The organism is Pseudomonas sp. MDV22-iso1, assembly GCF_058145095.1.
Window position 1 is genome coordinate 30,751 of the sequence record NZ_JBYVMF010000022.1, and the last position, 19,957, is coordinate 50,707.

The 19,957-nt window shown below is 58.3% G+C and carries 19 protein-coding genes; 16 read left to right on the forward strand and 3 right to left on the reverse strand.

The window, feature by feature from the left end; genetic code table 11:
* The first annotated feature begins 52 nt into the window (after window positions 1-52).
* The 6 genes from pgi to AC3ZVB_RS22075 all read left to right on the forward strand — a co-directional run bounded on the left by pgi (window position 53) and on the right by AC3ZVB_RS22075 (window position 9,248).
* Complete coding sequence (pgi, locus tag AC3ZVB_RS22050; RefSeq protein ID WP_162437818.1) at window positions 53-1,717, forward strand: glucose-6-phosphate isomerase; 1,665 nt, start codon at window positions 53-55, stop codon at window positions 1,715-1,717.
* A gap of 122 nt (window positions 1,718-1,839) precedes the next feature.
* Window positions 1,840-3,777 carry an acetate--CoA ligase gene (gene acs / locus AC3ZVB_RS22055; RefSeq protein WP_490147737.1) on the forward strand — a complete coding sequence of 646 codons (1,938 nt, stop codon included), beginning with the start codon at window positions 1,840-1,842 and terminating at the stop codon, window positions 3,775-3,777.
* Window positions 3,778-3,924: 147 nt separating this feature from the next.
* Window positions 3,925-4,797, forward strand: coding sequence for an oxygenase MpaB family protein (locus tag AC3ZVB_RS22060; RefSeq protein ID WP_194692784.1), 873 nt, complete (start codon window positions 3,925-3,927; stop codon window positions 4,795-4,797).
* An 87-nt stretch (window positions 4,798-4,884) separates the two neighbouring features.
* Complete coding sequence (locus tag AC3ZVB_RS22065; RefSeq protein WP_490147738.1) at window positions 4,885-5,901, forward strand: class I SAM-dependent rRNA methyltransferase; 1,017 nt, start codon at window positions 4,885-4,887, stop codon at window positions 5,899-5,901.
* A 93-nt stretch (window positions 5,902-5,994) separates the two neighbouring features.
* Entirely contained in the window at window positions 5,995-8,952 is a 2,958-nt protein-coding gene (locus AC3ZVB_RS22070; protein WP_490147739.1) for a DUF748 domain-containing protein, read from the forward strand.
* The gene (locus tag AC3ZVB_RS22075) at window positions 8,952-9,248 is read left to right on the forward strand and encodes a DUF2845 domain-containing protein (RefSeq protein ID WP_490147740.1); all 297 of its coding nucleotides are present in this window, start codon (window positions 8,952-8,954) and stop codon (window positions 9,246-9,248) included. Before AC3ZVB_RS22070 ends, AC3ZVB_RS22075 begins: the two co-directional genes overlap by 1 nt.
* 336 nt (window positions 9,249-9,584) lie before the next feature.
* On the opposite strand, the gene AC3ZVB_RS22080 is transcribed toward AC3ZVB_RS22075, so the two are convergent.
* Window positions 9,585-9,941 (reverse strand): BON domain-containing protein, encoded by a 357-nt coding sequence (locus tag AC3ZVB_RS22080; protein ID WP_162437812.1) that lies wholly within the window; start codon window positions 9,939-9,941, stop codon window positions 9,585-9,587.
* Window positions 9,942-10,256: 315 nt separating this feature from the next.
* Window positions 10,257-10,667 carry a pilin gene (locus tag AC3ZVB_RS22085; protein WP_490147741.1) on the reverse strand — a complete coding sequence of 137 codons (411 nt, stop codon included), beginning with the start codon at window positions 10,665-10,667 and terminating at the stop codon, window positions 10,257-10,259.
* Between the two features lie 225 nt (window positions 10,668-10,892).
* Between AC3ZVB_RS22085 and pilB the strand changes: the two genes are divergently transcribed.
* From pilB to yacG, 5 genes are read left to right on the forward strand one after another with little or no spacing between them, the layout of a single operon-like run.
* Complete coding sequence (gene pilB / locus AC3ZVB_RS22090; RefSeq protein ID WP_490147742.1) at window positions 10,893-12,593, forward strand: type IV-A pilus assembly ATPase PilB; 1,701 nt, start codon at window positions 10,893-10,895, stop codon at window positions 12,591-12,593.
* A gap of 2 nt (window positions 12,594-12,595) precedes the next feature.
* Window positions 12,596-13,813, forward strand: coding sequence for a type II secretion system F family protein (locus AC3ZVB_RS22095; protein WP_490147743.1), 1,218 nt, complete (start codon window positions 12,596-12,598; stop codon window positions 13,811-13,813).
* A 1-nt stretch (window position 13,814) separates the two neighbouring features.
* The gene (locus AC3ZVB_RS22100; RefSeq protein WP_490147744.1) at window positions 13,815-14,687 is read left to right on the forward strand and encodes a prepilin peptidase; all 873 of its coding nucleotides are present in this window, start codon (window positions 13,815-13,817) and stop codon (window positions 14,685-14,687) included.
* A complete protein-coding gene (gene coaE / locus AC3ZVB_RS22105) occupies window positions 14,684-15,307 on the forward strand; it encodes a dephospho-CoA kinase (RefSeq protein ID WP_490147745.1) in 624 nt (207 codons plus the stop codon). The genes AC3ZVB_RS22100 and coaE overlap by 4 nt, the downstream gene beginning before the upstream one ends.
* Window positions 15,304-15,504, forward strand: a complete 201-nt coding sequence (gene yacG, locus AC3ZVB_RS22110) for a DNA gyrase inhibitor YacG (protein WP_490147746.1) — start codon at window positions 15,304-15,306, stop codon at window positions 15,502-15,504. The genes coaE and yacG overlap by 4 nt, the downstream gene beginning before the upstream one ends.
* A 54-nt stretch (window positions 15,505-15,558) precedes the next feature.
* Here yacG and AC3ZVB_RS22115 read toward each other — a convergent pair whose 3' ends face one another.
* Window positions 15,559-16,248, reverse strand: coding sequence for an energy-coupling factor ABC transporter permease (locus AC3ZVB_RS22115; RefSeq protein WP_490147747.1), 690 nt, complete (start codon window positions 16,246-16,248; stop codon window positions 15,559-15,561).
* Between the two features lie 136 nt (window positions 16,249-16,384).
* Here AC3ZVB_RS22115 and AC3ZVB_RS22120 point away from each other — a divergent pair, with 136 nt between their 5' ends.
* The 5 genes from AC3ZVB_RS22120 (at window position 16,385) to AC3ZVB_RS22140 (ending at window position 19,856) form a co-directional block, all read left to right on the forward strand.
* Complete coding sequence (locus AC3ZVB_RS22120) at window positions 16,385-17,011, forward strand: DUF1780 domain-containing protein (RefSeq protein ID WP_162437805.1); 627 nt, start codon at window positions 16,385-16,387, stop codon at window positions 17,009-17,011.
* On the forward strand, window positions 17,008-17,535 hold the full coding sequence (locus AC3ZVB_RS22125) for an MOSC domain-containing protein (RefSeq protein WP_162437804.1): 528 nt from the start codon (window positions 17,008-17,010) through the stop codon (window positions 17,533-17,535). The genes AC3ZVB_RS22120 and AC3ZVB_RS22125 overlap by 4 nt, the downstream gene beginning before the upstream one ends.
* Window positions 17,536-17,586: 51 nt before the next feature.
* The gene (locus tag AC3ZVB_RS22130) at window positions 17,587-17,760 is read left to right on the forward strand and encodes a DUF3094 domain-containing protein (protein WP_162437803.1); all 174 of its coding nucleotides are present in this window, start codon (window positions 17,587-17,589) and stop codon (window positions 17,758-17,760) included.
* A gap of 60 nt (window positions 17,761-17,820) precedes the next feature.
* Entirely contained in the window at window positions 17,821-19,119 is a 1,299-nt protein-coding gene (locus tag AC3ZVB_RS22135; RefSeq protein ID WP_162437802.1) for an NAD(P)/FAD-dependent oxidoreductase, read from the forward strand.
* A gap of 335 nt (window positions 19,120-19,454) precedes the next feature.
* Window positions 19,455-19,856 carry an HvfA family oxazolone/thioamide-modified RiPP metallophore gene (locus tag AC3ZVB_RS22140; protein WP_490147748.1) on the forward strand — a complete coding sequence of 134 codons (402 nt, stop codon included), beginning with the start codon at window positions 19,455-19,457 and terminating at the stop codon, window positions 19,854-19,856.
* Window positions 19,857-19,957 lie beyond the last annotated feature (101 nt).

The following is a 19,957-nucleotide window of genomic DNA, read 5'->3' on the forward strand; positions in this document are numbered from 1 at the left end:
CGGTATTTTTAGTGTTCAAAAGGCCGTTCAAGTAAAAAGGAAACCCGCAGCGATGGCGTACTACCGCACTCCTCACGACGTGACCGCTCTGCCCGCCTGGCAAGCGTTGAATGATCACCGCCAAGCCATGCAGGATTTCAGCATGCGCGAAGCGTTTAATGCCGATCCGCAGCGCTTTACCCAATTCACCCTCAGTAGCTGCGGTCTGTTTCTCGATTACTCGAAAAACCTGATCAACGCCGAGACCCGCAACCTGCTGGTGGGTCTGGCCAACGAAGTCGACCTCAAAGGCGCTATCAAGTCGCTGTTTGAAGGCGAAATCGTCAACTCGTCCGAAGGTCGCCCTGCCCTGCACACCGCGCTGCGCCGTCCAGTTGGCGACAAGCTGTCGGTCAACGGCGTCAACGTGATGCCGGAAGTGCACAAGGTACTGAATCAGATCACCGATCTCGTGGGCCGTATCCACGACGGTTTGTGGCGTGGTTACACCGAGAAGCCGATCACTGACGTGGTCAACATCGGCATCGGCGGCTCGTTCCTCGGCCCGGAACTGGTATCCGAAGCACTGCTGTCCTACGCCCAGAAAGGCGTGCGTTGCCATTACCTGGCGAACATCGATGGCAGTGAGTTCCACGAGCTGACCATGAAGCTGCGTGCCGAGACCACGCTGTTCATCGTTTCGTCGAAATCCTTCAACACCCTCGAAACCCTGAAGAACGCCCAGGCAGCGCGCGCCTGGTACCTGGCTCAGGGCGGTTCCGAGGCGGAGCTGTATCGTCACTTCATCGCCGTGTCCAGCAACAACGCGGCAGCGGTGGCTTTCGGTATTCGTGAAGAAAACATCTTCCCGATGTGGGACTGGGTTGGCGGCCGTTACTCGTTGTGGTCGGCCATCGGTCTGCCGATTGCCCTGGCCATCGGCATGTCCAACTTCAAGGAACTGCTGTCCGGTGCCTACACCATGGACCAGCATTTCCAGAGCGCTCCTTTCGAACAGAACATGCCGGTATTGCTGGCGCTGCTCGGCGTCTGGTACGGCAACTTCTGGGGCGCGCAGAGTCACGCGATCCTGCCGTACGATCACTACCTGCGTAACATCACCAAGCATTTGCAACAGCTGGACATGGAATCCAACGGCAAGAGTGTTCGCCAGGATGGCACGCCAGTGTCCACCGAAACGGGCCCGGTCATCTGGGGCGGCGTGGGTTGCAACGGCCAACACGCCTATCACCAGTTGCTGCACCAGGGTACCCAACTGATTCCGGCCGACTTCATCGTGCCGATCGTCAGCTTCAACCCGGTCTCCGACCACCACCAGTGGCTGTACGCCAACTGCCTGTCCCAGAGCCAGGCATTGATGCTGGGCAAAACACTGGCGGAAGCCGAAACCGAGCTGCGCGACAAAGGCATGAGTGAAGAAGAAATTCACACAGTCGCGCCGCACAAGGTGATCCCGGGCAACCGCCCAAGCAACACCATCGTGGTGGAGCGCATCAGCCCACGTCGTCTCGGCGCATTGGTGGCGATGTACGAACACAAAGTCTTCGTGCAAAGCGTGATCTGGGGCATCAACGCCTTCGACCAATGGGGTGTGGAGCTGGGCAAAGAACTCGGCAAAGGCGTCTACAACCGCCTGGTCGGCAGCGAAGAAACTCCGGCTGACGATGCCTCGACCCAAGGCTTGATCAACTATTTCCGCGGTCGTCACCGCGGCTGATCGTAAGCAATGCCTTGTGGGAGCGGGCTGCCCGCTCCCACATTGGTTTGTGTCTGACTTGAACCGATCCACTACTCGGCGCATCTTTATATCTTGTCGCAAAACAAGAATAAGGAACCGTCATGTTCGATATCAGCACGTTCCCCGAAGCCGATGCCGTCCGCCGGGCTGCGAATCTGAGTCAAGACGACTACCAGCGCCTGTACCGCCAATCCATCGAACACCCCAGTACTTTCTGGGCCGAACAAGCCACACGCTTCCTCGATTGGAGCGCCCCCTGGGACACTGTCCAGCGCTACAACCTGAAAACAGGTGAAGCCAGCTGGTTCTCCGGCGGCCAGTTGAACGTCAGCTACAACTGCATCGACCGTCACCTGAAACAACGTGGCGATCAAATTGCGATCATCTGGGAAGGCGACGATCCCGCCGAATCCGCCCAGATCACCTACAAAAAACTCCACCACAACGTCTGCCGCCTGGCCAACGTGCTGAAAAGCCGTGGGGTCAAAAAAGGCGACCGGGTGTGCATCTACATGCCGATGATTCCCGAAGCGGCTTACGCCATGCTCGCTTGCACGCGAATTGGAGCAGTGCATTCGGTGGTGTTTGGCGGATTTTCTCCCGACTCCGTCCGCGACCGGATACTCGACGCCGATTGCCGCACGGTCATCACCGCAGATGAAGGCGTGCGTGGCGGCAAATCCGTACCGCTCAAACAGAAGGTCGACCAGGCGCTGAAAAGCTGTCCGGACGTCAGCACCGTTATCGTGGTCGAGCGCACGCAAGGCGAAGTGGACTGGGTCGAAGGCCGGGACATCTGGTATCACCAGGCATTGCGCGATGTCAGCGATGACTGTCCGCCCGAACCGATGGACGCTGAAGATCCGCTGTTCATCCTCTACACCTCCGGCAGCACCGGCAAACCAAAAGGCGTGCTGCACACCACCGGCGGCTACTTGCTGCAAGCGGCGATGACGTTCAAATACGTGCTCGATTACCGTGATAACGAGGTTTTCTGGTGCACGGCCGATGTCGGCTGGGTCACCGGCCACAGTTACATCGTCTACGGCCCCCTCGCCAACGGCGCGACCACGCTGATCTTCGAAGGCGTGCCCAGTTATCCGAGCAGCTCGCGCTTCTGGCAGGTCATCGACAAACACCACGTCAACATCTTCTACACCGCCCCGACAGCCCTGCGTTCGCTGATGCGCGAAGGCCCCGAGCCCCTGAAGGAAACGTCCCGGGCGAGCCTGCGACTTCTCGGCAGCGTCGGCGAGCCGATCAACCCGGAAGCCTGGGACTGGTACTTCAACGTCGTCGGCGAGCAGCGTTGCCCGATCGTCGACACCTGGTGGCAGACCGAAACCGGCGGCATCATGCTCAGCCCCCTGGTCAGCGCCCAGCGCATCAAACCCGGTTGCGCCACCCAACCGATGTTCGGCGTGCAACCGGTGTTACTTGATGAAACGGGTAAGGAAATCAAGGGCGCCGGCAGCGGCGTACTGGCGATCAAGTCCAGCTGGCCGGCGCAGATCCGTAGCGTGTATGGCGACCCTCAACGAATGGTCGACACCTACTTCAAGCCCTACCCCGGGTATTACTTCACCGGTGATGGCGCGCGGCGCGACGAGGATGGCGATTACTGGATCACCGGGCGGATCGATGACGTGATCAACGTCTCGGGGCACCGCATCGGTACTGCGGAAGTGGAAAGCGCGCTGGTTGTGCACGACAGCATCGCCGAGGCCGCCGTGGTCGGTTACCCTCACGACGTCAAAGGTCAGGGCATCTATGCCTTCGTCACCCCCATGAACGGCACCGAGCCCAACGATCAGCTGAAAAAAGAGCTGCTGGATCACGTCAGCAAGGAAATCGGCAGCTTCGCCAAGCCTGATCTTATCCAGTGGGCACCGGCCTTGCCGAAGACCCGATCGGGCAAGATCATGCGACGAATTTTGCGCAAGATCGCCTGCAATGAGCTCGACACGTTGGGCGACACCTCGACCCTGGCCGATCCAAGTGTGGTTCAGGAGTTGGTTGATAAGCGTCTGAATCAATAACATTGGACTCGGAATGCCCCCCGTAGGAGCTGCCGCAGGCTGCGATCTTTTGATCTTGTTTTTTAGAATCAAGATCAAAAAATAGCAGCCTGCGGCAGCTCCTACAGGGGTATTTCAGGTCCGTAATTTTTTCGCCATTGAGTCGCCATGGAATACATCCGCAGTCGCATCGAAACCCAGATCATGAGCCTGACCGGTCTGTCCCTCGGCAAACTTGACCTGGAAAACCCCAAAGGTGATCCCGGCCTGTTCGGTCCCGACTCGGTGAGCTGGCAAGTTCATGGCGACTTCAGCAGCATGCTGATTGGTGGTATCAGCGCGCTGATGTTGCAAGCCTTGCACCCCTTGGCGCTGGCCGGGGTGTGGGACCACTCGAATTTTCGCGAGGACATGCTCGGCCGATTGCGCCGCACCGGCCAGTTCATCTCCGGCACCACCTTCGGCTCACGAAAAGATGCCGACTGGTTGATCGAGAAAGTCCGCACCATTCACCTTCAAGTCACCGGCACCGCGCCTGACGGACGCCCCTACGCTGCCAGCGACCCCGATCTGTTGACCTGGGTTCATGTGGCCGAAGTCAGCAACTTTCTCGCTGCGCACCTGCGGTATCGAAATCCGAACCTGTCCTTGGCGGATCAGGACCGCTATTACGACGAAATCGCTTTGGTCGCCGAACGGTTAGGCGCCCGTGATGTACCTCACTCGCGGCAAGACATTGCCAACTACCTTGAGCGCATCCGTCCGCAGTTGCTGTGCGATGAGCGCAGTCGCGAGGTGTTGCGGCTGCTCATGAACGCGCCATCCCCCAGCCGGTTGGCCAAGCCGTTCGGCGGGTTGATGATGCAAGCCGGGATCGACCTGCTGCCGGACTGGGCCAGCGACATGCTGGGTGTCCACCAGAGCCCGCTGCAACGAAAACTGATCCGCGCCAGTGTCAATCGCAGCGCGCCGATGTTGCGCTGGGCTGTCCGTAACGGCTCGGTCCAGCGGGCCAAGCGGCGGATGGGCTTACTGACCTGAGCCAGGGTATCCACCCTCGCCACAGACACTCCCCTTCCACACAGTGTTAAACTCCCGCGCCAAATTACCTCCTGCAAGGCGCCCAGCATGTCTTCCTTGAATCAGGCGCTGCGCGCCGCCCTCGATCAGCGCCAGGACCTGCTTGCCGAACTGCATCAGCAAGGCACCGATTGCTACCGACTGTTCCATGGCAGCCAGGAAGGCGCTGGCGGTTTGACCATCGACCGTTACGGTCCACAGTTGCTGGTGCAAAGCTTCCACCAAGCGCTGGAACGCGACGCCCTGCTGCAGTTGCATGCCACGATCAATCAACACTTGGGCGTTGAAACGCTGCTGGTCTACAACGACCGCTCCCGTGGCAACTCACGCATTGACCGCGAAGACACGGTTTACCAAGCCGACGAAGCCGCGTTGCAGGACCTGGTCGGTCACGAGTGGGGGCTCAACTACCGGGTCCGCGGTCGTCACGCGGGTCAGGACCCGCTGTTGTTTCTCGACCTGCGCAACACCCGAGGCTGGGTCAAGGCACACAGCAGCAACAAAAGCGTACTCAACCTGTTCGCCTACACCTGTGGTGTCGGCCTCAGTGCTGCGGCCGGTGGCGCGCGCGAAGTGTGCAACCTGGACTTTGCCGAGGGTAACCTGGCAGTCGGTCGCGAGAATGGCCTGCTCAACCCGCAATTGCCGACCATGGAATTCGTCCAGTCCGATTATTTCCCGGCGATCCGCCAACTGGCCGGTCTGCCGATCAGCCAGCGTCGCGGGCAGAAACTACCAAGCTATCAGCGCCTGGAACAACGTCAGTACGACCTGGTGCTGCTTGATCCACCGGCATGGGCGAAGAGCGCGTTCGGCACCGTCGACCTGCTGCGCGACTACCAGAGCCTGCTCAAACCAGCGCTGCTGACCACCGCCGACAACGGCGTGCTGATCTGCTGCAACAACCTGGCGAAAGTCAGCATGGACGACTGGCGCGAGCAGGTACTGCGTTGTGCCGAGAAGGCTGGACGGCCGGTTCGTGAGTGGACCGTGATGAAGCCCGGCGCCGATTTCCCGTCGATGGACCAGCAGCCTCCCTTGAAAACGCTGATCCTGCAGCTCTGACATCTGCCGACATTTTCAGACAAATCCCATAAAGCCTGTTCACTTCGGAACCAGAAACGCGTGCCATACTCCAAGGCACTCCGATTCAGACAGATGAAGCCGCACATGCCCAAAGGATTGATTCGCGCTATTGGCGCTTTGTTGACTGCTCTGGCCCTCTACAGCCTGCTGGGGTTTCTGATTTTGCCGGGCATTGTGCTTCGGGTGGCCAACCAGCAACTGGCCAACTACGCCACCGTGCCCGCGCATCTGCAACGCATCGAACTCAACCCGTTCAGCCTTGAAGTGACCCTGTGGGGGCTGACCCTCGGTGAGCCAGGCAAGGAACAAGTCGGTTTCGAACGTCTATACGCCAATTTGCAGATCGACAGCCTCTGGACCAAGGCACTGCACCTGTCCGATATCGAGCTGGACAAAGCCAAGACCGAAATCCTCTTCAACAAGGAAGGCCAGCTCAATCTGATCGGTCTGTTCAAACTGCCCGCGAGTGAACCGACGCCCGTAGACCCTGACGCCAAACCTTTCCCGATGCGTATCGAGCGCATCAAATTCGCGGATGGTTACGTGCACTTCCAGGATGCGCGGCCCAGCGAACCCATTGAGTTTCTCTACGACAAACTCGATTTCGAACTGAACAACCTCAGCACCCTGCCCGATGACAGCGCCGACATGACTCTGGTCGCGGTCGGGCCAGGAGGCGGTCAAATTGACTGGACGGGCAATTTCAGCCTGATCCCGATTGCATCCGAAGGTAAGTTGAAAATCACGAACGGCCAGATGAAACTCTTTTGGCCCTACGTTCGCGATGCCTTGCCACTGGTGCTTGAGAACGGCGTTGTAAACCTCAGCACTGACTACAAACTCAACCTGTCCAAGGAAACCGAGCTGCTGTTGAGCAACGTCGCGGTCAGTGTCGCGCCCTTTGCCATCAAAGCCCCGGACGGTCGTCCTCTGGCGAAACTTGAGCGTCTGGATGTCACGGAGACCACCGTCGACCTGGCCAAGCAGCAAGTGGTGGTCGGCAAGATTCGCAGCCAGAAACTGGAAACCTGGGCAGCCCTCGAAGCCGACGGGCAGCTCGACTGGCAAAAACTGTTCGCCAGCCAGCCGTCCAAACCGGCGGCCAAAGTCAAAGCCGACGCCGAACCCGCCAGCACACCCGCCGCTGCCGATTCACCGAAACCTGAACCTGCCGCGCCCGGCAAGCCATGGCAGGTGTTGCTCAAAGACGTGCAACTGCGCAATTACCAGGTGCACCTGGCGGACCGTCAGGCTCAGCCCAACGTAGCGCTGGATGTCGGGCAGCTGAACGTTGATCTGCAGAACTTCGACAGCCTCAACGGCTCGCCTTTCGACCTCAAGCTCGACACTGGCATCGGCAAGCAAGGCAAGCTCACCGCGCAAGGCATCGTCAATCTGGCGCCGGTCAGTGCGAAGCTCCAGGTTCAAACCAAAGATATCGACCTGCGTGTCGCCCAGTCCTATATCAACCCCTTTATTCGCCTCGAGCTGCGCAGCGGCATGCTGGGCAGTGACCTGGCTGTCGACCTGAAAAGCACCGAGCCCCTCGCGCTCAGCGTCACCGGTCGGGCTCAGATCGATCAACTGCACACCCTCGATACCCTGAAGACCCGCGACTTTCTAAAGTGGCAACAGGTCGTGGTCGAAGGTCTGAATTATCAGCATGGCGACAGCTTGTCGATCGACAAGGTCAACCTGTTCCAGCCTTACGTACGCTTCATGATCAACGATGACCGCACAACCAACGTCGATGATTTGCTGATCCCGCAACCGGCCGACTCTGGCAGTAAATCCACTACCGCCAAACCGGCCAGCAAGGACAAACCCCTGGGCATTCACATTGGCGGCATTGCCATCAATGACGGGTCGGCCAACTTCGCCGACTTCAGCCTGACGCCAAACTTTGCCACCGCCATCCAACAGCTCAACGGTGCGATTGGCACCATCGACAGCCGCCAGATGAAACCGGCCACCGTCGACATCAAGGGCAAGGTCGACCGCTATGCGCCAGTGACCATCAAGGGCGCGGTCAACCCGTTCGACCCGATGGCCAGCCTGGACATTGCGACCAGCTTCAAGCGCGTGGAACTGACCACACTGACGCCCTACTCCGGCAAATTTGCCGGTTACCGCATCCGCAAGGGTCGACTTAATCTCGACCTGCATTACCTCATCACCAAGGGCCAGCTCAAAGCCGAAAACAAAGTGGTGGTCGAACAGCTGCAACTGGGCGAAAAAGTCGACAGCCCCGATGCAGTGAGCCTGCCGTTGAAACTGGCGATTGCGCTGCTCAAAGACGTCGACGGCAAGATCTCGATCGAACTGCCGGTCACTGGCGATCTCAACAACCCCCAGTTCAGCGTTATGCCGATCGTCTGGCAAACCCTGCGCAACCTGATCGTGAAAGCGGCTGCCGCCCCCTTCAAATTGATCGGCGGACTGGTCAGCGGTGGTGGCTCGCAGGATCTGGGCACCGTCTCCTTCGCCCCAGGTTCAAGTGACTTGAGCAAGGATGCCGAAGAGGCATTGATCAAACTGTCCCAGGCCCTCAAGGAACGCCCAGCCCTGCGCCTGGAAATTGAAGGGACTGCGGCGGCCAGCAGTGACGGCCCGCTGATCGCCGAGCAACGTCTGGAGCGGGAATACCAATACAACTACTACAAGATGCTCCAGCGTCGCGGCGACAAAGTGCCGGCCCAAGCCTCTCTTCTGGAGGTGCCGGACGGCGAAAAGGGCGCACTGCTGGAAGGGATCTACCGCACACGCCTGAAGACTCAACCTCCTGCCGAGTGGAAGGATCTGGGCAAGGAAGAACGCACCGCGAAAATGCGCGAAGGCGTTATCAAGTCCTGGAGTTCGAGTGACGTGCTGTTACGTCAGCTGGGTCAGGACCGCGCCAGCAGCATCAAGGATTATCTGGTCGACAAGGGTCAACTGGCCGATGACCGCGTTTACTTCGTCGACGCCAACCTTGGCGAAGCAGAAAGCGACGGCCGGGTCATTACGCCGCTGCACCTGGATGCTGAGTGATGATTCGCAAAGTGTTATTCAGCCTGGCGCTGACAGTGATTGCGGGGCATGCCTCGGCAGCCAACACCCTACGCTGCGGCAGTCAATTGATCAGTGTCGGGGACCGTTCCAGCGAGGTCTTGCAGAAGTGTGGGGAGCCCGTCGAACGAGACCCGCTGGGCTATAAGCGCAGCGCTAACCGACGGGAAGAATTCCAGGTCGAAGAATGGACTTACGGGCCGAATGGCGGGATGTATCAGTACTTGCGGTTCGAAGGTAACCGCCTGGTGCAGATCACCAGCAAGCGCGGAAACTGATAAATCCCCTACGCCAGCACATCCCCTGTAGCAGCTGGCGAAGCCTGCGTCCGGCTGCGAAGCAGTCGTAAAAACAGAGCATGCGGTCTTCCTGATGCACCACATCGCGAGAGTTCACGACTGCTTCGCAGCCGGACGCAGGCTTCGCCAGCGGCTACAGGAGCGAGAGCGCACTGAATTTTCAAGCTCCCACAATAGAACAGGCCCCGACACGAATGCCGAGGCCTGTAATGGCCACGTCCTTGTGGCCTTCGCATGAACTCCAAAGCTGCGACAGACGTATAGCTCGGCCCGTCTATCGCGCCTTCTCCCGGTTCAGGCGAGAAGTCGTGCCGTTTACTCGGCTTTCAGGCCGTCAGCGGAGACCGCTTTGACGCCTTTGATTTTCTTGGCGATAGCCACTGCGGTGGTTTTCTGAGCGTCAGTCACTGCAACAGTGGACGACAGGGAAACAACGCCTTTGTTGGTTTCAACTTTGATGTCGGTACCAGGAATGCCTTTTTCGGTAACCAGGTCAGCTTTGACTTTGGTAGTGATCCAGGTATCGGAAGTAGCTTCTTTGGCTTCGGTCACTTCACCAGCAGCCAGCACCATTGGTGACTGGGTAGCCTGGGTAGTTTGTGCAAATGCGGAACCGGCCATGGTCAGGGTCAGCGCGGTAGCAGCAGCGGCAGTGATAGCGAACTTCTTCATACGAGTAACTCCTGTTTTTCTGGAAAGTCTGCTGCGTGTCTTGTCAGCAGGGTTACTGGGTATATTGCGAACGCTGTGCCAACTTTGAGACACCTTAATATTCGTTATAAATCAACATGTTAGCAAACAGGCCGATTTTCGGAATCATGCAATTTGCATGAGTTGGAAATAATGGACATGCAAGTTGCGGGTTTTGGCGTGGGCCTAAGGCCATGAATTGTCGGGGGTTTTCTTGATTAACCCGATCGCACCGAATAAAAAGCAAAAAAACCCTGTATCGCGAGATACAGGGCTTTTGATTACGCTGAAAATGGATCAGCCAGCGGCAGGCGTGCAACCTTTAGGCGCGTAGTCCGCGACGACACTGGTGGCGCAGGACCAACCTTTAGTGGCATCACGAGTCAACGTAACAGTCGCACCGGAAATAACGGTAGGCGCGCCTTTGATTGTGCAAACGATGCCGGTAGCAGGAGTTGTAGCAGCGGTGATGGTGCAGTTTTGCGTATCGCCACCCGGATTGAAAGCAGTCACCGCTGGTGCCGCAGTACCGGAGTTCACCGCGTCTTCATAATTGACCTTGAGCGCCGACACTTCAGCTGCGCCAGCCGTCATCTTCGCCCGAGCCTGATATTTCGAATAGGCCGGGATAGCGAACGTCGCCAGGATCCCGATGATCGCCACAACGATCAACAGCTCGATCAGGGTAAAACCTTTTTGGTTATTCATAGACAAGCTCCATGCATGAGTCGGAATCTCATGATCTGAATTTACCCCAGCACAGCGCATGCCAATTTCCATAACGCCTGCACGCTGGGGGCAAGCGCAAATGATCTGCCTGATCGGCCCTCGTAAACCGCACTATCTGACACTTTTTGTCACTTCACCACGGCTGGTTTGGCTCCGTCCCTTGACTAGGCTATAAGTCATGAACTGTCTGCGTCCGGTATCCCAATGAATGACATCGCTCTTAGCGGCCTGGCCAAGCAATTGGTCCTGGCCGAGCTGCTGACTGACAAAAGCGCGCAACAGGCGTATCAGCAAGCCCAACGCAACCGCATCTCCCTGGTCAGCCATCTGGTGCAGAACAGGCTGGTGAAGAGTCGGCAGGTGGCCGAAATCGCTTCCGAGCATTTCGGCATGGCGTTGTTTGACCTCAATGCCCTCGACAAGGAAGCCCAGCCCAAAGGACTGGTCAGCGAAAAGCTCGTGCGCCAACACCAGGTCCTGCCCCTTTGGCGGCGCGGTAACAAGTTGTTCGTGGGGGTTTCCGACCCCACCAACCATCAAGTCATCAATGACATCCAGTTCAGTACCGGGCTGACCACCGAAGCCATTCTGGTAGAGGATGACAAGCTAAGCGACGCCATCGAAAAACTCTTCGACACCCACTCCACCGGCCTGGAAGACATGGCCGACGTTGACCTTGATGGCGTGGACATCGATTCAGCCGACGACGGCAAAGCGGACGCCATCGCGGGACAAGATGCCGATGACGCGCCAGTGGTTCGCTTCGTCCACAAGATGCTGCTCGACGCGATAAAAAGCGGCTCCTCCGACCTGCACTTCGAGCCTTACGAAAAGACCTACCGCGTGCGGATGCGTACCGACGGCATGCTGCGCGAAGTCGCCAAACCGCCGATTCAACTGGCCGGTCGCATAGCCGCGCGGTTGAAAGTCATGGCCAGCCTCGACATTTCCGAACGACGCCGGCCTCAGGACGGGCGGATCAAAATGCGCCTGTCCAAAAGCAAATCCATCGATTTCCGGGTCAATACCCTGCCGACCCTGTGGGGCGAGAAAGTGGTGATCCGGATTCTTGATCCGTCCAGCGCACAAATGGGCATCGACGCCCTCGGTTATGAACCCGCGCAAAAAGACCTGTACATGGCCGCGCTGAGGCAGCCACAGGGCATGATTCTGGTCACCGGCCCCACGGGTTCCGGCAAGACCGTATCGCTCTACACCGGCCTGAACATTCTCAACACCGTGGACATCAACATCTCCACCGCCGAAGACCCGGTGGAAATCAACATGGAAGGCGTCAACCAGGTCAACGTCAATCCCAAGCAAGGCCTGGATTTTGCCCAGGCCTTGCGCTCATTCTTGCGGCAAGACCCGGACGTGATCATGGTCGGTGAGATCCGCGACCTCGAAACCGCTGAAATAGCCATCAAAGCGGCCCAGACCGGGCATTTGGTGTTATCGACCCTGCACACCAACAGTGCGGCGGAAACCCTCACCCGTCTGCACAACATGGGCGTTCAGGGCTTCAACATTGCAACGTCCGTCAGCCTGATCATCGCTCAGCGCCTGGCGCGTAAACTGTGCAGCCACTGCAAGAAACCTATCGACATTCCCCGTGAAGCATTGCTCAAGGAAGGCTTTCCCGAGGAACGCATCGGCTCGTTCACGATCTTTGAACCGGTCGGATGCGACCTCTGTAACAACGGCTATAAAGGCCGGGTCGGGATTTATGAAGTGGTGAAGAACACGCCGGCGCTTCAACACCTGATCATGGCCGAAGGCAATTCACTGGAAATCGATATTCAGATGCGCAAAGACGGTTTTGATGATCTGCGTACTTCCGGTCTGCAAAAGGCCATGCAAGGCATCACCAGCCTTGAAGAAATCAACCGGGTCACCAAGGACTGAACATGGCGGTCAAAGCAGTAAAAATCAGCGTGTACGCCTGGGAAGGCACCGACAGGAAAGGCACGAAAATGACCGGCGAGTTGAGCGGTCAGAATCCGGCGCTGATCAAGGCTCAGTTACGCAAGCAAGGCATTAATCCGGGCAAGGTGCGCAAGAAGTCTGTCTCGATTCTCAACCTGGGCAAACGCATCAAAGCCCAGGACATCGCCCTGTTCACCCGGCAAATGGCGACCATGATGAAAGCCGGCGTGCCGCTGCTGCAATCGTTCGACATCATCGGCGAAGGCTTCGAGAATCCGGCCATGCGCAAACTGGTGGACGAGGTGAAACAGGAAGTCGCGGCAGGTAACAGCTTCGCTGCCGCCTTGCGTAAAAAGCCCCAATACTTCGATGAGCTCTACTGCAACCTGGTGGACGCGGGCGAACAGGCGGGCGCCCTGGATACCCTTCTGGAGCGGGTGGCGACCTATAAGGAAAAGAGCGAAGCCCTCAAGGCCAAGATCAAGAAAGCCATGACCTATCCGCTGTTCGTGGTGTTCATCGCGCTGATTGTGACGGGGATTCTGCTGGTCAAAGTGGTGCCGCAGTTTGAGTCCGTGTTCAAGGGGTTTGGCGCTGAATTGCCCGCCTTTACCGTCATGGTCATCGGCCTCTCGGAGTTCATGCAGGAGTGGTGGTGGATCATACTGGGGCTATTGATCGCAGCAATCTTCGGTGTACGCCATGCGCTTAAAACCTCTCAAGCTTTTCGCGACCGGATGGACACCTGGCTGTTGAAGCTGCCCTTGGTGGGCACCTTGATGTACAAGTCCGCCGTCGCTCGTTATGCCCGCACGCTGTCGACCACTTTCGCCGCGGGGGTACCACTGGTAGAAGCCTTGGAGTCCGTTGCCGGGGCGACCGGCAATATCGTGTTCAAGCGTGCGGTATTAAGGGTCAAGCAAGATGTTTCGACGGGTATGCAGCTGAACTTCGCCATGCGCACCTCTGGCGTTTTTCCAAACATGGCGATCCAGATGACAGCGATTGGCGAGGAGTCTGGCGCGCTGGACGACATGCTCGACAAGGTGGCCGGTTTCTATGAAGCCGAAGTCGACAATATGGTGGATAACCTCACCAGCCTGATGGAACCGTTCATCATGGTGGTGCTGGGGGTTATCGTCGGCGGCTTGGTGGTGGCCATGTACCTGCCTATTTTCCAACTCGGCGCAACGATCTGACATGCCCTTGAATGAAATCCTCAACGCGCACCCATTGGCCTTTGTCGCCCTTGCTTTGCTGGTCGGCTTGCTGGTGGGCAGCTTCCTGAATGTGGTGATCTGGCGCCTGCCAAAAATGCTTGAGCGTGAATGGCGCCTGCAAGCTCACGACATACTCGGTCAACCGCTGGATACGCCGCAGCCGACCTACAACCTGATGCTGCCCCACTCCCATTGCCCGCATTGTGATCACAGCATTCGCGCCTGGGAAAACATTCCGGTCATCAGTTACGTGTTTCTGCGGGGACATTGCTCAAACTGCGCGGCGTCGATCAGCAAGCGCTATCCATTGACCGAGTTGGCCTGCGGTGTTTTGTCGGCGTTTATTGCCTGGTACTTCGGATTCGGCTGGCCGGCTTGCCTGGTGCTGGTGCTGACATGGGGCCTGTTGGCCATGAGTCTCATCGATGCAGAACATCAACTGTTGCCGGATGTGCTGGTGCTGCCGTTGCTGTGGCTGGGATTGATCGTCAACAGTTTCGACCTGTTCGTGCCGCTGCATGAGGCGCTGTGGGGCGCGATCGCCGGTTACCTGGTGTTGTGGTCGGTGTTCTGGCTATTCAAGCTGATCACCGGCAAGGACGGTATGGGCTACGGAGATTTCAAGCTGCTGGCGATGCTCGGCGCCTGGGGCGGTTGGCAAATTCTGCCGCTGACCCTGCTGCTTTCGTCCTTCGTGGGCGCCATCATCGGTGTGACCCTGCTGCGTTTTCGCAATGCCAAAACCTCCACACCGATCCCGTTCGGCCCCTATCTGGCAATTGCCGGCTGGATTGCGTTGCTCTGGGGTGGTCAAATAACCGACTTCTATTGGCAGTTTGTCGGTTTGAAATGAATACCCCTGTGGAAAAACCCTGGATACTCGGCCTCACCGGCGGCATCGGCAGCGGCAAAAGCGCGGCGGCACAGCACTTCATCGATCTTGGGGTGCACGTGGTGGACGCCGACCACGCAGCGCGCTGGGTGGTGGAACCCGGTCGCCCGGCGCTGGCGAAAATCGTCGAGCACTTCGGCCCTGGTGTCTTACAGGCTGACGGGCAGCTGGATCGCGCGGCGTTGCGCAAGCTGATCTTCGAAGTGCCAGAGCAGCGCATGTGGCTTGAAGCGTTGCTGCATCCACTGATCGCGAAGGAAATCGTCGAACACCTGGGCAAGGCACAATCGCCCTACGCGATACTGGTGTCGCCGCTGTTGATCGAATCCGGCCAGTACGCCATGACGCAACGTGTCCTGGTCATCGATGCCCCCGAACAGCTTCAGATCGAACGAACCCTGCAGCGCGACCAGACCAGCGAGCAACAGGTCCAGGCGATCCTCAAGGTTCAATCAAGCCGTCAGGATCGCGTGAGCCATGCCGACGATGTCGTGATCAACGACCGCGACCTCGCCTGGCTGCACAGCGAGGTCGAACGCCTGCATCACTTTTACCTTACTTTGCGTGAAGGCCAGTCATGAGCCAGACCCCAACCGTCAACTGCCCAACTTGCGGCGCTCCTGTCGAATGGAGTGCCAGCAGCACTTTCCGGCCCTTCTGTTCGGACCGTTGCAAACTGATCGACCTGGGCGCCTGGGCGTCCGAAGAACACAAGATTCCCGTCAGCCCGGACGCCGAAGATGACCTGTTCAGCGAAGACTTCGAACCCCGTCACTAAGAGGACGACCCAGGCGGAGCTTCAAATCCAAGGGCGAAAGACTTCAATTCAGAATCAGGATTCTGGATCGTCGTCTTTCCCGGGTGCCGACAGGTAGCGCGTACGATTGAAAGTTTCCAGCCACTCGGGGCAGAACACCACCAATGCGCTGACCACCATGCCGTTGATGAACGCTTCGGGAAATATGATCAGCCACAGATAGCCGACAAAATCCTCCAGCCAATACGGCATCGCAAAACGCCCATCGAACCACAGCAGCCAAAGCGCAAGCAGAAGGCACAGCAACGCAGACACCGCCGCCGCAAAGAACCCGGACACGAAGATGTAGACGAAGGGGTTACGCGGCTGCGCGCGCTCGACCAGAATGGCGCAGCATTCGGTAATCAGCACCGGCAGCAAAATCAGCAAGGCGCCATTGACCCCCACGGCAGCAAGGTCCTGACGCCCGAGGAAAACCAGGCCCATTTGCGCCACCAGGCCGCCAATGATTGCCAAAGGCCAATCCAGCAGCAGAGTGACCGCCGTCAGACCGATGAAGTGATAGCTCACGCCAGTGTCGAAATCCCGACGCACCAGCCAAAGCATGAACAGCGCGAACACCGTGCCAAACAGTAAATGCTGACGCCGCCGGTCGGTGAACAATTCGACCCACGGCGCACGCCAGATGGCGCACATCACCACAGGCACATAAATGAGCCAGCCGACCGTCAGACTTTCCGGTGACAGCAACTCGGCGCCGATCATGTGCCTACTCCTTTGAACACCACCGTAGTCTCCTTGGCTGATTGCAGCTCATGTCAGCAGTCTACACCGACGTAAAAGTCGCTCCACCTGATGCAAAGCTTTCTGCTTGTCGCATTTGAACGCTAAGCTTGGGCCTATGGATGACTCAGACTACTTACGCCTGCTGACCATTGCGGCCGAGCAAGCCAACGCGTTCCTGTCCAATGCCCGCAAATGGGAGCGTGAGCGTTGGGTTTGCCAGCGCCTGCTGCAAGGCCTGAACATTCCCTACCGCGCCGACGAATTCGCCCCCGCCGGGGAGCCGCCAGACGTGCTGTTTCGCGACGCCAGTTTCGAGGTGTTCTTCGTACTCGACGAAGGCCGACGCCTCAATGACGAATGGCGCGATGAACTGCAGCGCCGACGCAGCGCATTTTCCTTGAGCTCCCTGGTGCGCCGCGAAGCAAAACCCAAACGCATTCCAGCCAATGAATTCTTGATGAGACTGGCGCCGACCCTGCGTAAAAAAGCGCACAACTACAAAGAGCGCGGCATGGACCTGGGGGAACTGGACATCATTGCCTTTGCCAGCCTCAAGCGTGAAGTCCTCGACCTCAACAGCCACTTTCCACCGCCCACCGAATACCTGCGCCAAGGCTGGCGCTCGTTGTCGCTGGTCGGGCCGACCTTCGCCCGCGTGCTGTTCGCGCATCCGGACGCCCCGGACTTCCTGCGCAGCAACCTGGGACGCAGCATTGTGTTCGACGTTGGAATCAGTCTGTGAGCCCGTTGCAGGAATTGCTCGCTGAAGTCCCGCAAACCGGCCACGTTCGCTGGATTGGCGTGCGACCGGAACCGCACGTGCCGATGATCGAACTCGATGCCGTGGAAGCGCGCCTCGAGGCAGGCCTGACCGGCGATCGCGCCCGCCCCGGCGTGCGTAATGCCCGGCAGGTAACGCTCATTCAGTGGGAACACCTGGCGGTGATCAGTTCACTCATGGGGCGTTCGGTCGATAACCCGGTGTTACCACAGGATTTGCGACGCAATCTGGTCATCAGCGGGATCAATCTGTTCAGCCTCAAGGGTCGACGCTTCCGGATTGGCCAGGCAATTTTCGAAACCACCGGTTGGTGCCAGCCCTGTGCACGCCTGCAGAACAACCTCGGCCCCGGAACGTTTCAGGCCGTTCGTGGACATGGCGGAATCACAGCTCGAGTGTTACAAAGTGGAATCATTCGCCTAAACGACACCGTGAGCGTCGAGCCCATTCCGGACAGCGGCTATGCTCCGTTCAACGTGCGTTAAATCAGCCTGTAGCTTCTATACATTCAGCAACGTCTACCTGATGAGGCCTTTATGACCAGCCGCCTGAACCCGGACGACCAGAAGCATGTCGAAGAGTACCTGCACCTGTCCCAACACCAAGTCGAGCGCCGGCCCTTCCGGCCGTGGATGCTCCTTGTGCTGGTGCTGGCAGTGACCATTGGTTTGGGCTTGTTGAGCCGTTTCATCAGTTACCTGACGCTATGAGCCGCCTCGCGCTCGCTCGGGTAATTGCACCGATTTCTTTTAGCCTTGCGAGATATTCCCATGACTCATCGTATTGTCATCGTTGGCGGCGGCGCCGGCGGTCTGGAGTTGGCTACCCGTCTGGGTAAGACTCTGGGCAAGCGCGGCACAGCCAGCGTGATGCTGGTCGACGCGAACCTGACTCACATTTGGAAACCCCTGTTGCACGAAGTGGCCGCTGGATCGCTGAACTCTTCCGAAGATGAACTCAACTATGTCGCCCAGGCGAAATGGAACCACTTCGAGTTCCAGCTGGGGCGCATGAGCGGGCTCGATCGCACCCAGAAGAAGATCCAGCTGGCCGCGACCTATGACGAAGCGGGCGTAGAACTGGTGCCTGCCCGTGAACTGGGTTATGACTCGCTGGTGATTGCCGTTGGCAGTACCACCAACGATTTCGGCACACAGGGTGCGGCGCAGCATTGCCTGTTCCTCGACACCCGCAAACAGGCCGAGCGCTTTCACCAGCAACTCCTGAATCATTATCTGCGCGCCCACGCCGGACAAACCGACAAGGTCGAGCAAATCAGCGTCGCCATCGTCGGCGCAGGTGCGACGGGTGTCGAATTGGCCGCCGAGCTGCACAACGCCGCCCATGAACTGGCAGCGTACGGACTGGACCGGATCAAACCAGAGAATATGCACATCACCCTGATTGAAGCCGGACCACGGGTGTTGCCAGCATTGCCAGAGCGAATTGGCGGGCCCGTGCATAAAACCCTGGAGAAACTTGGGGTCAACGTCATGACCAATGCTGCTGTCAGTGAAGTGACGGCTGACAGCCTGATTACGGCGGATGGCAAAGTGATCAATGCCAGCCTGAAAGTCTGGGCCGCAGGGATCCGCGCACCGGGTTTCCTCAAGGACATCGATGGTCTGGAAACCAACCGCATCAACCAGCTTCAGGTGCTGCCGACCCTGCAAACGACTCGCGATGAAAACATCTTCGCCTTCGGTGACTGCGCGGCCTGCCCGCAACCGGGCACAGATCGCAACGTGCCGCCACGGGCGCAAGCCGCGCACCAGCAGGCGTCATTGCTGGCCAAATCGTTGAAGCTGCGCATCGAAGGCAAAGCGTTGCCCGAGTACAAATACACCGACTACGGCTCGCTCATCTCGCTGTCGCGTTTTTCGGCTGTGGGTAACTTGATGGGCAACCTGACCGGTAGCGTCATGCTTGAGGGCTGGCTGGCTCGGATGTTTTATGTGTCGCTGTATCGCATGCACCAGATGGCGCTGTATGGCGCGTTTCGCACGGCGATGTTGATGCTGGGCAGCAAGATCGGGCGCGGGACTGAGCCGCGTTTGAAACTGCATTAAATTTCGGCGCCCGTCAGGGCCTCATCGCGGGCAAGCCCGCTCCCACAGGTTAGGTGTTGATCTTGGAATCCGGGTCCAGCACTAAACCTGTGGGAGCGTGGCTTGGTCTGGGCGGCATTCCGACGATGCGGTCGCCTCGGTTTAACCTGCGCAAACTGTGTCCCACTGTATCCCCTCCCCGATTCAGCCCCTTCGCTTACAAACCTCCCCCTGGCGCGACACAGTAGCGATACACCCATCCCGCTAAATGGCCACACCCGAGCAAGGCAACCCGCCTGCTCTGGCTACCAGACCCTTTATCGAGCGGTTGTGTCGTGCAACCCAGGAGAATTCAAATGTCCCGCATCCCTACTCTCGGCAAGAACACTTTTGGTCTGCTCGGCGCTGTACTGGCCGGCGGCATGATGTTGTCCGGCTCCGTATTTGCCTCCCAGCCTTTGACTCAGGGCTATTTGCTGGCGTCGGCCGAACAGGTCGTGAAGACCCCTGAAGGAAAATGTGGTGAAGGCAAGTGTGGCGACGAGTCGATGGCCCGGACCGATACCGACGGTGACGGCAAAGTATCCCGCGCAGAATTTTTGAAAGTGGCGCCCAAAGCGGACTTCGACAAGATCGATACCAATCATGACGGGCAGATCGATGAGCAGGAGGCATTTGAGAACGTGAAGGCTAATTACGAAGCCAATGGCAAAAAAATGCCAAAAGGCTTGTTCGAACACCTGAAGGACAACAGCTAAGCCCTGAACGTCGCACCCACGCCTCGCTTCTCAACAAGAGACGCGGGGCTTTTTTTATGTGCATTTCCAGCAGGCAAAAAAAATCCCCGTATCTTTCGATA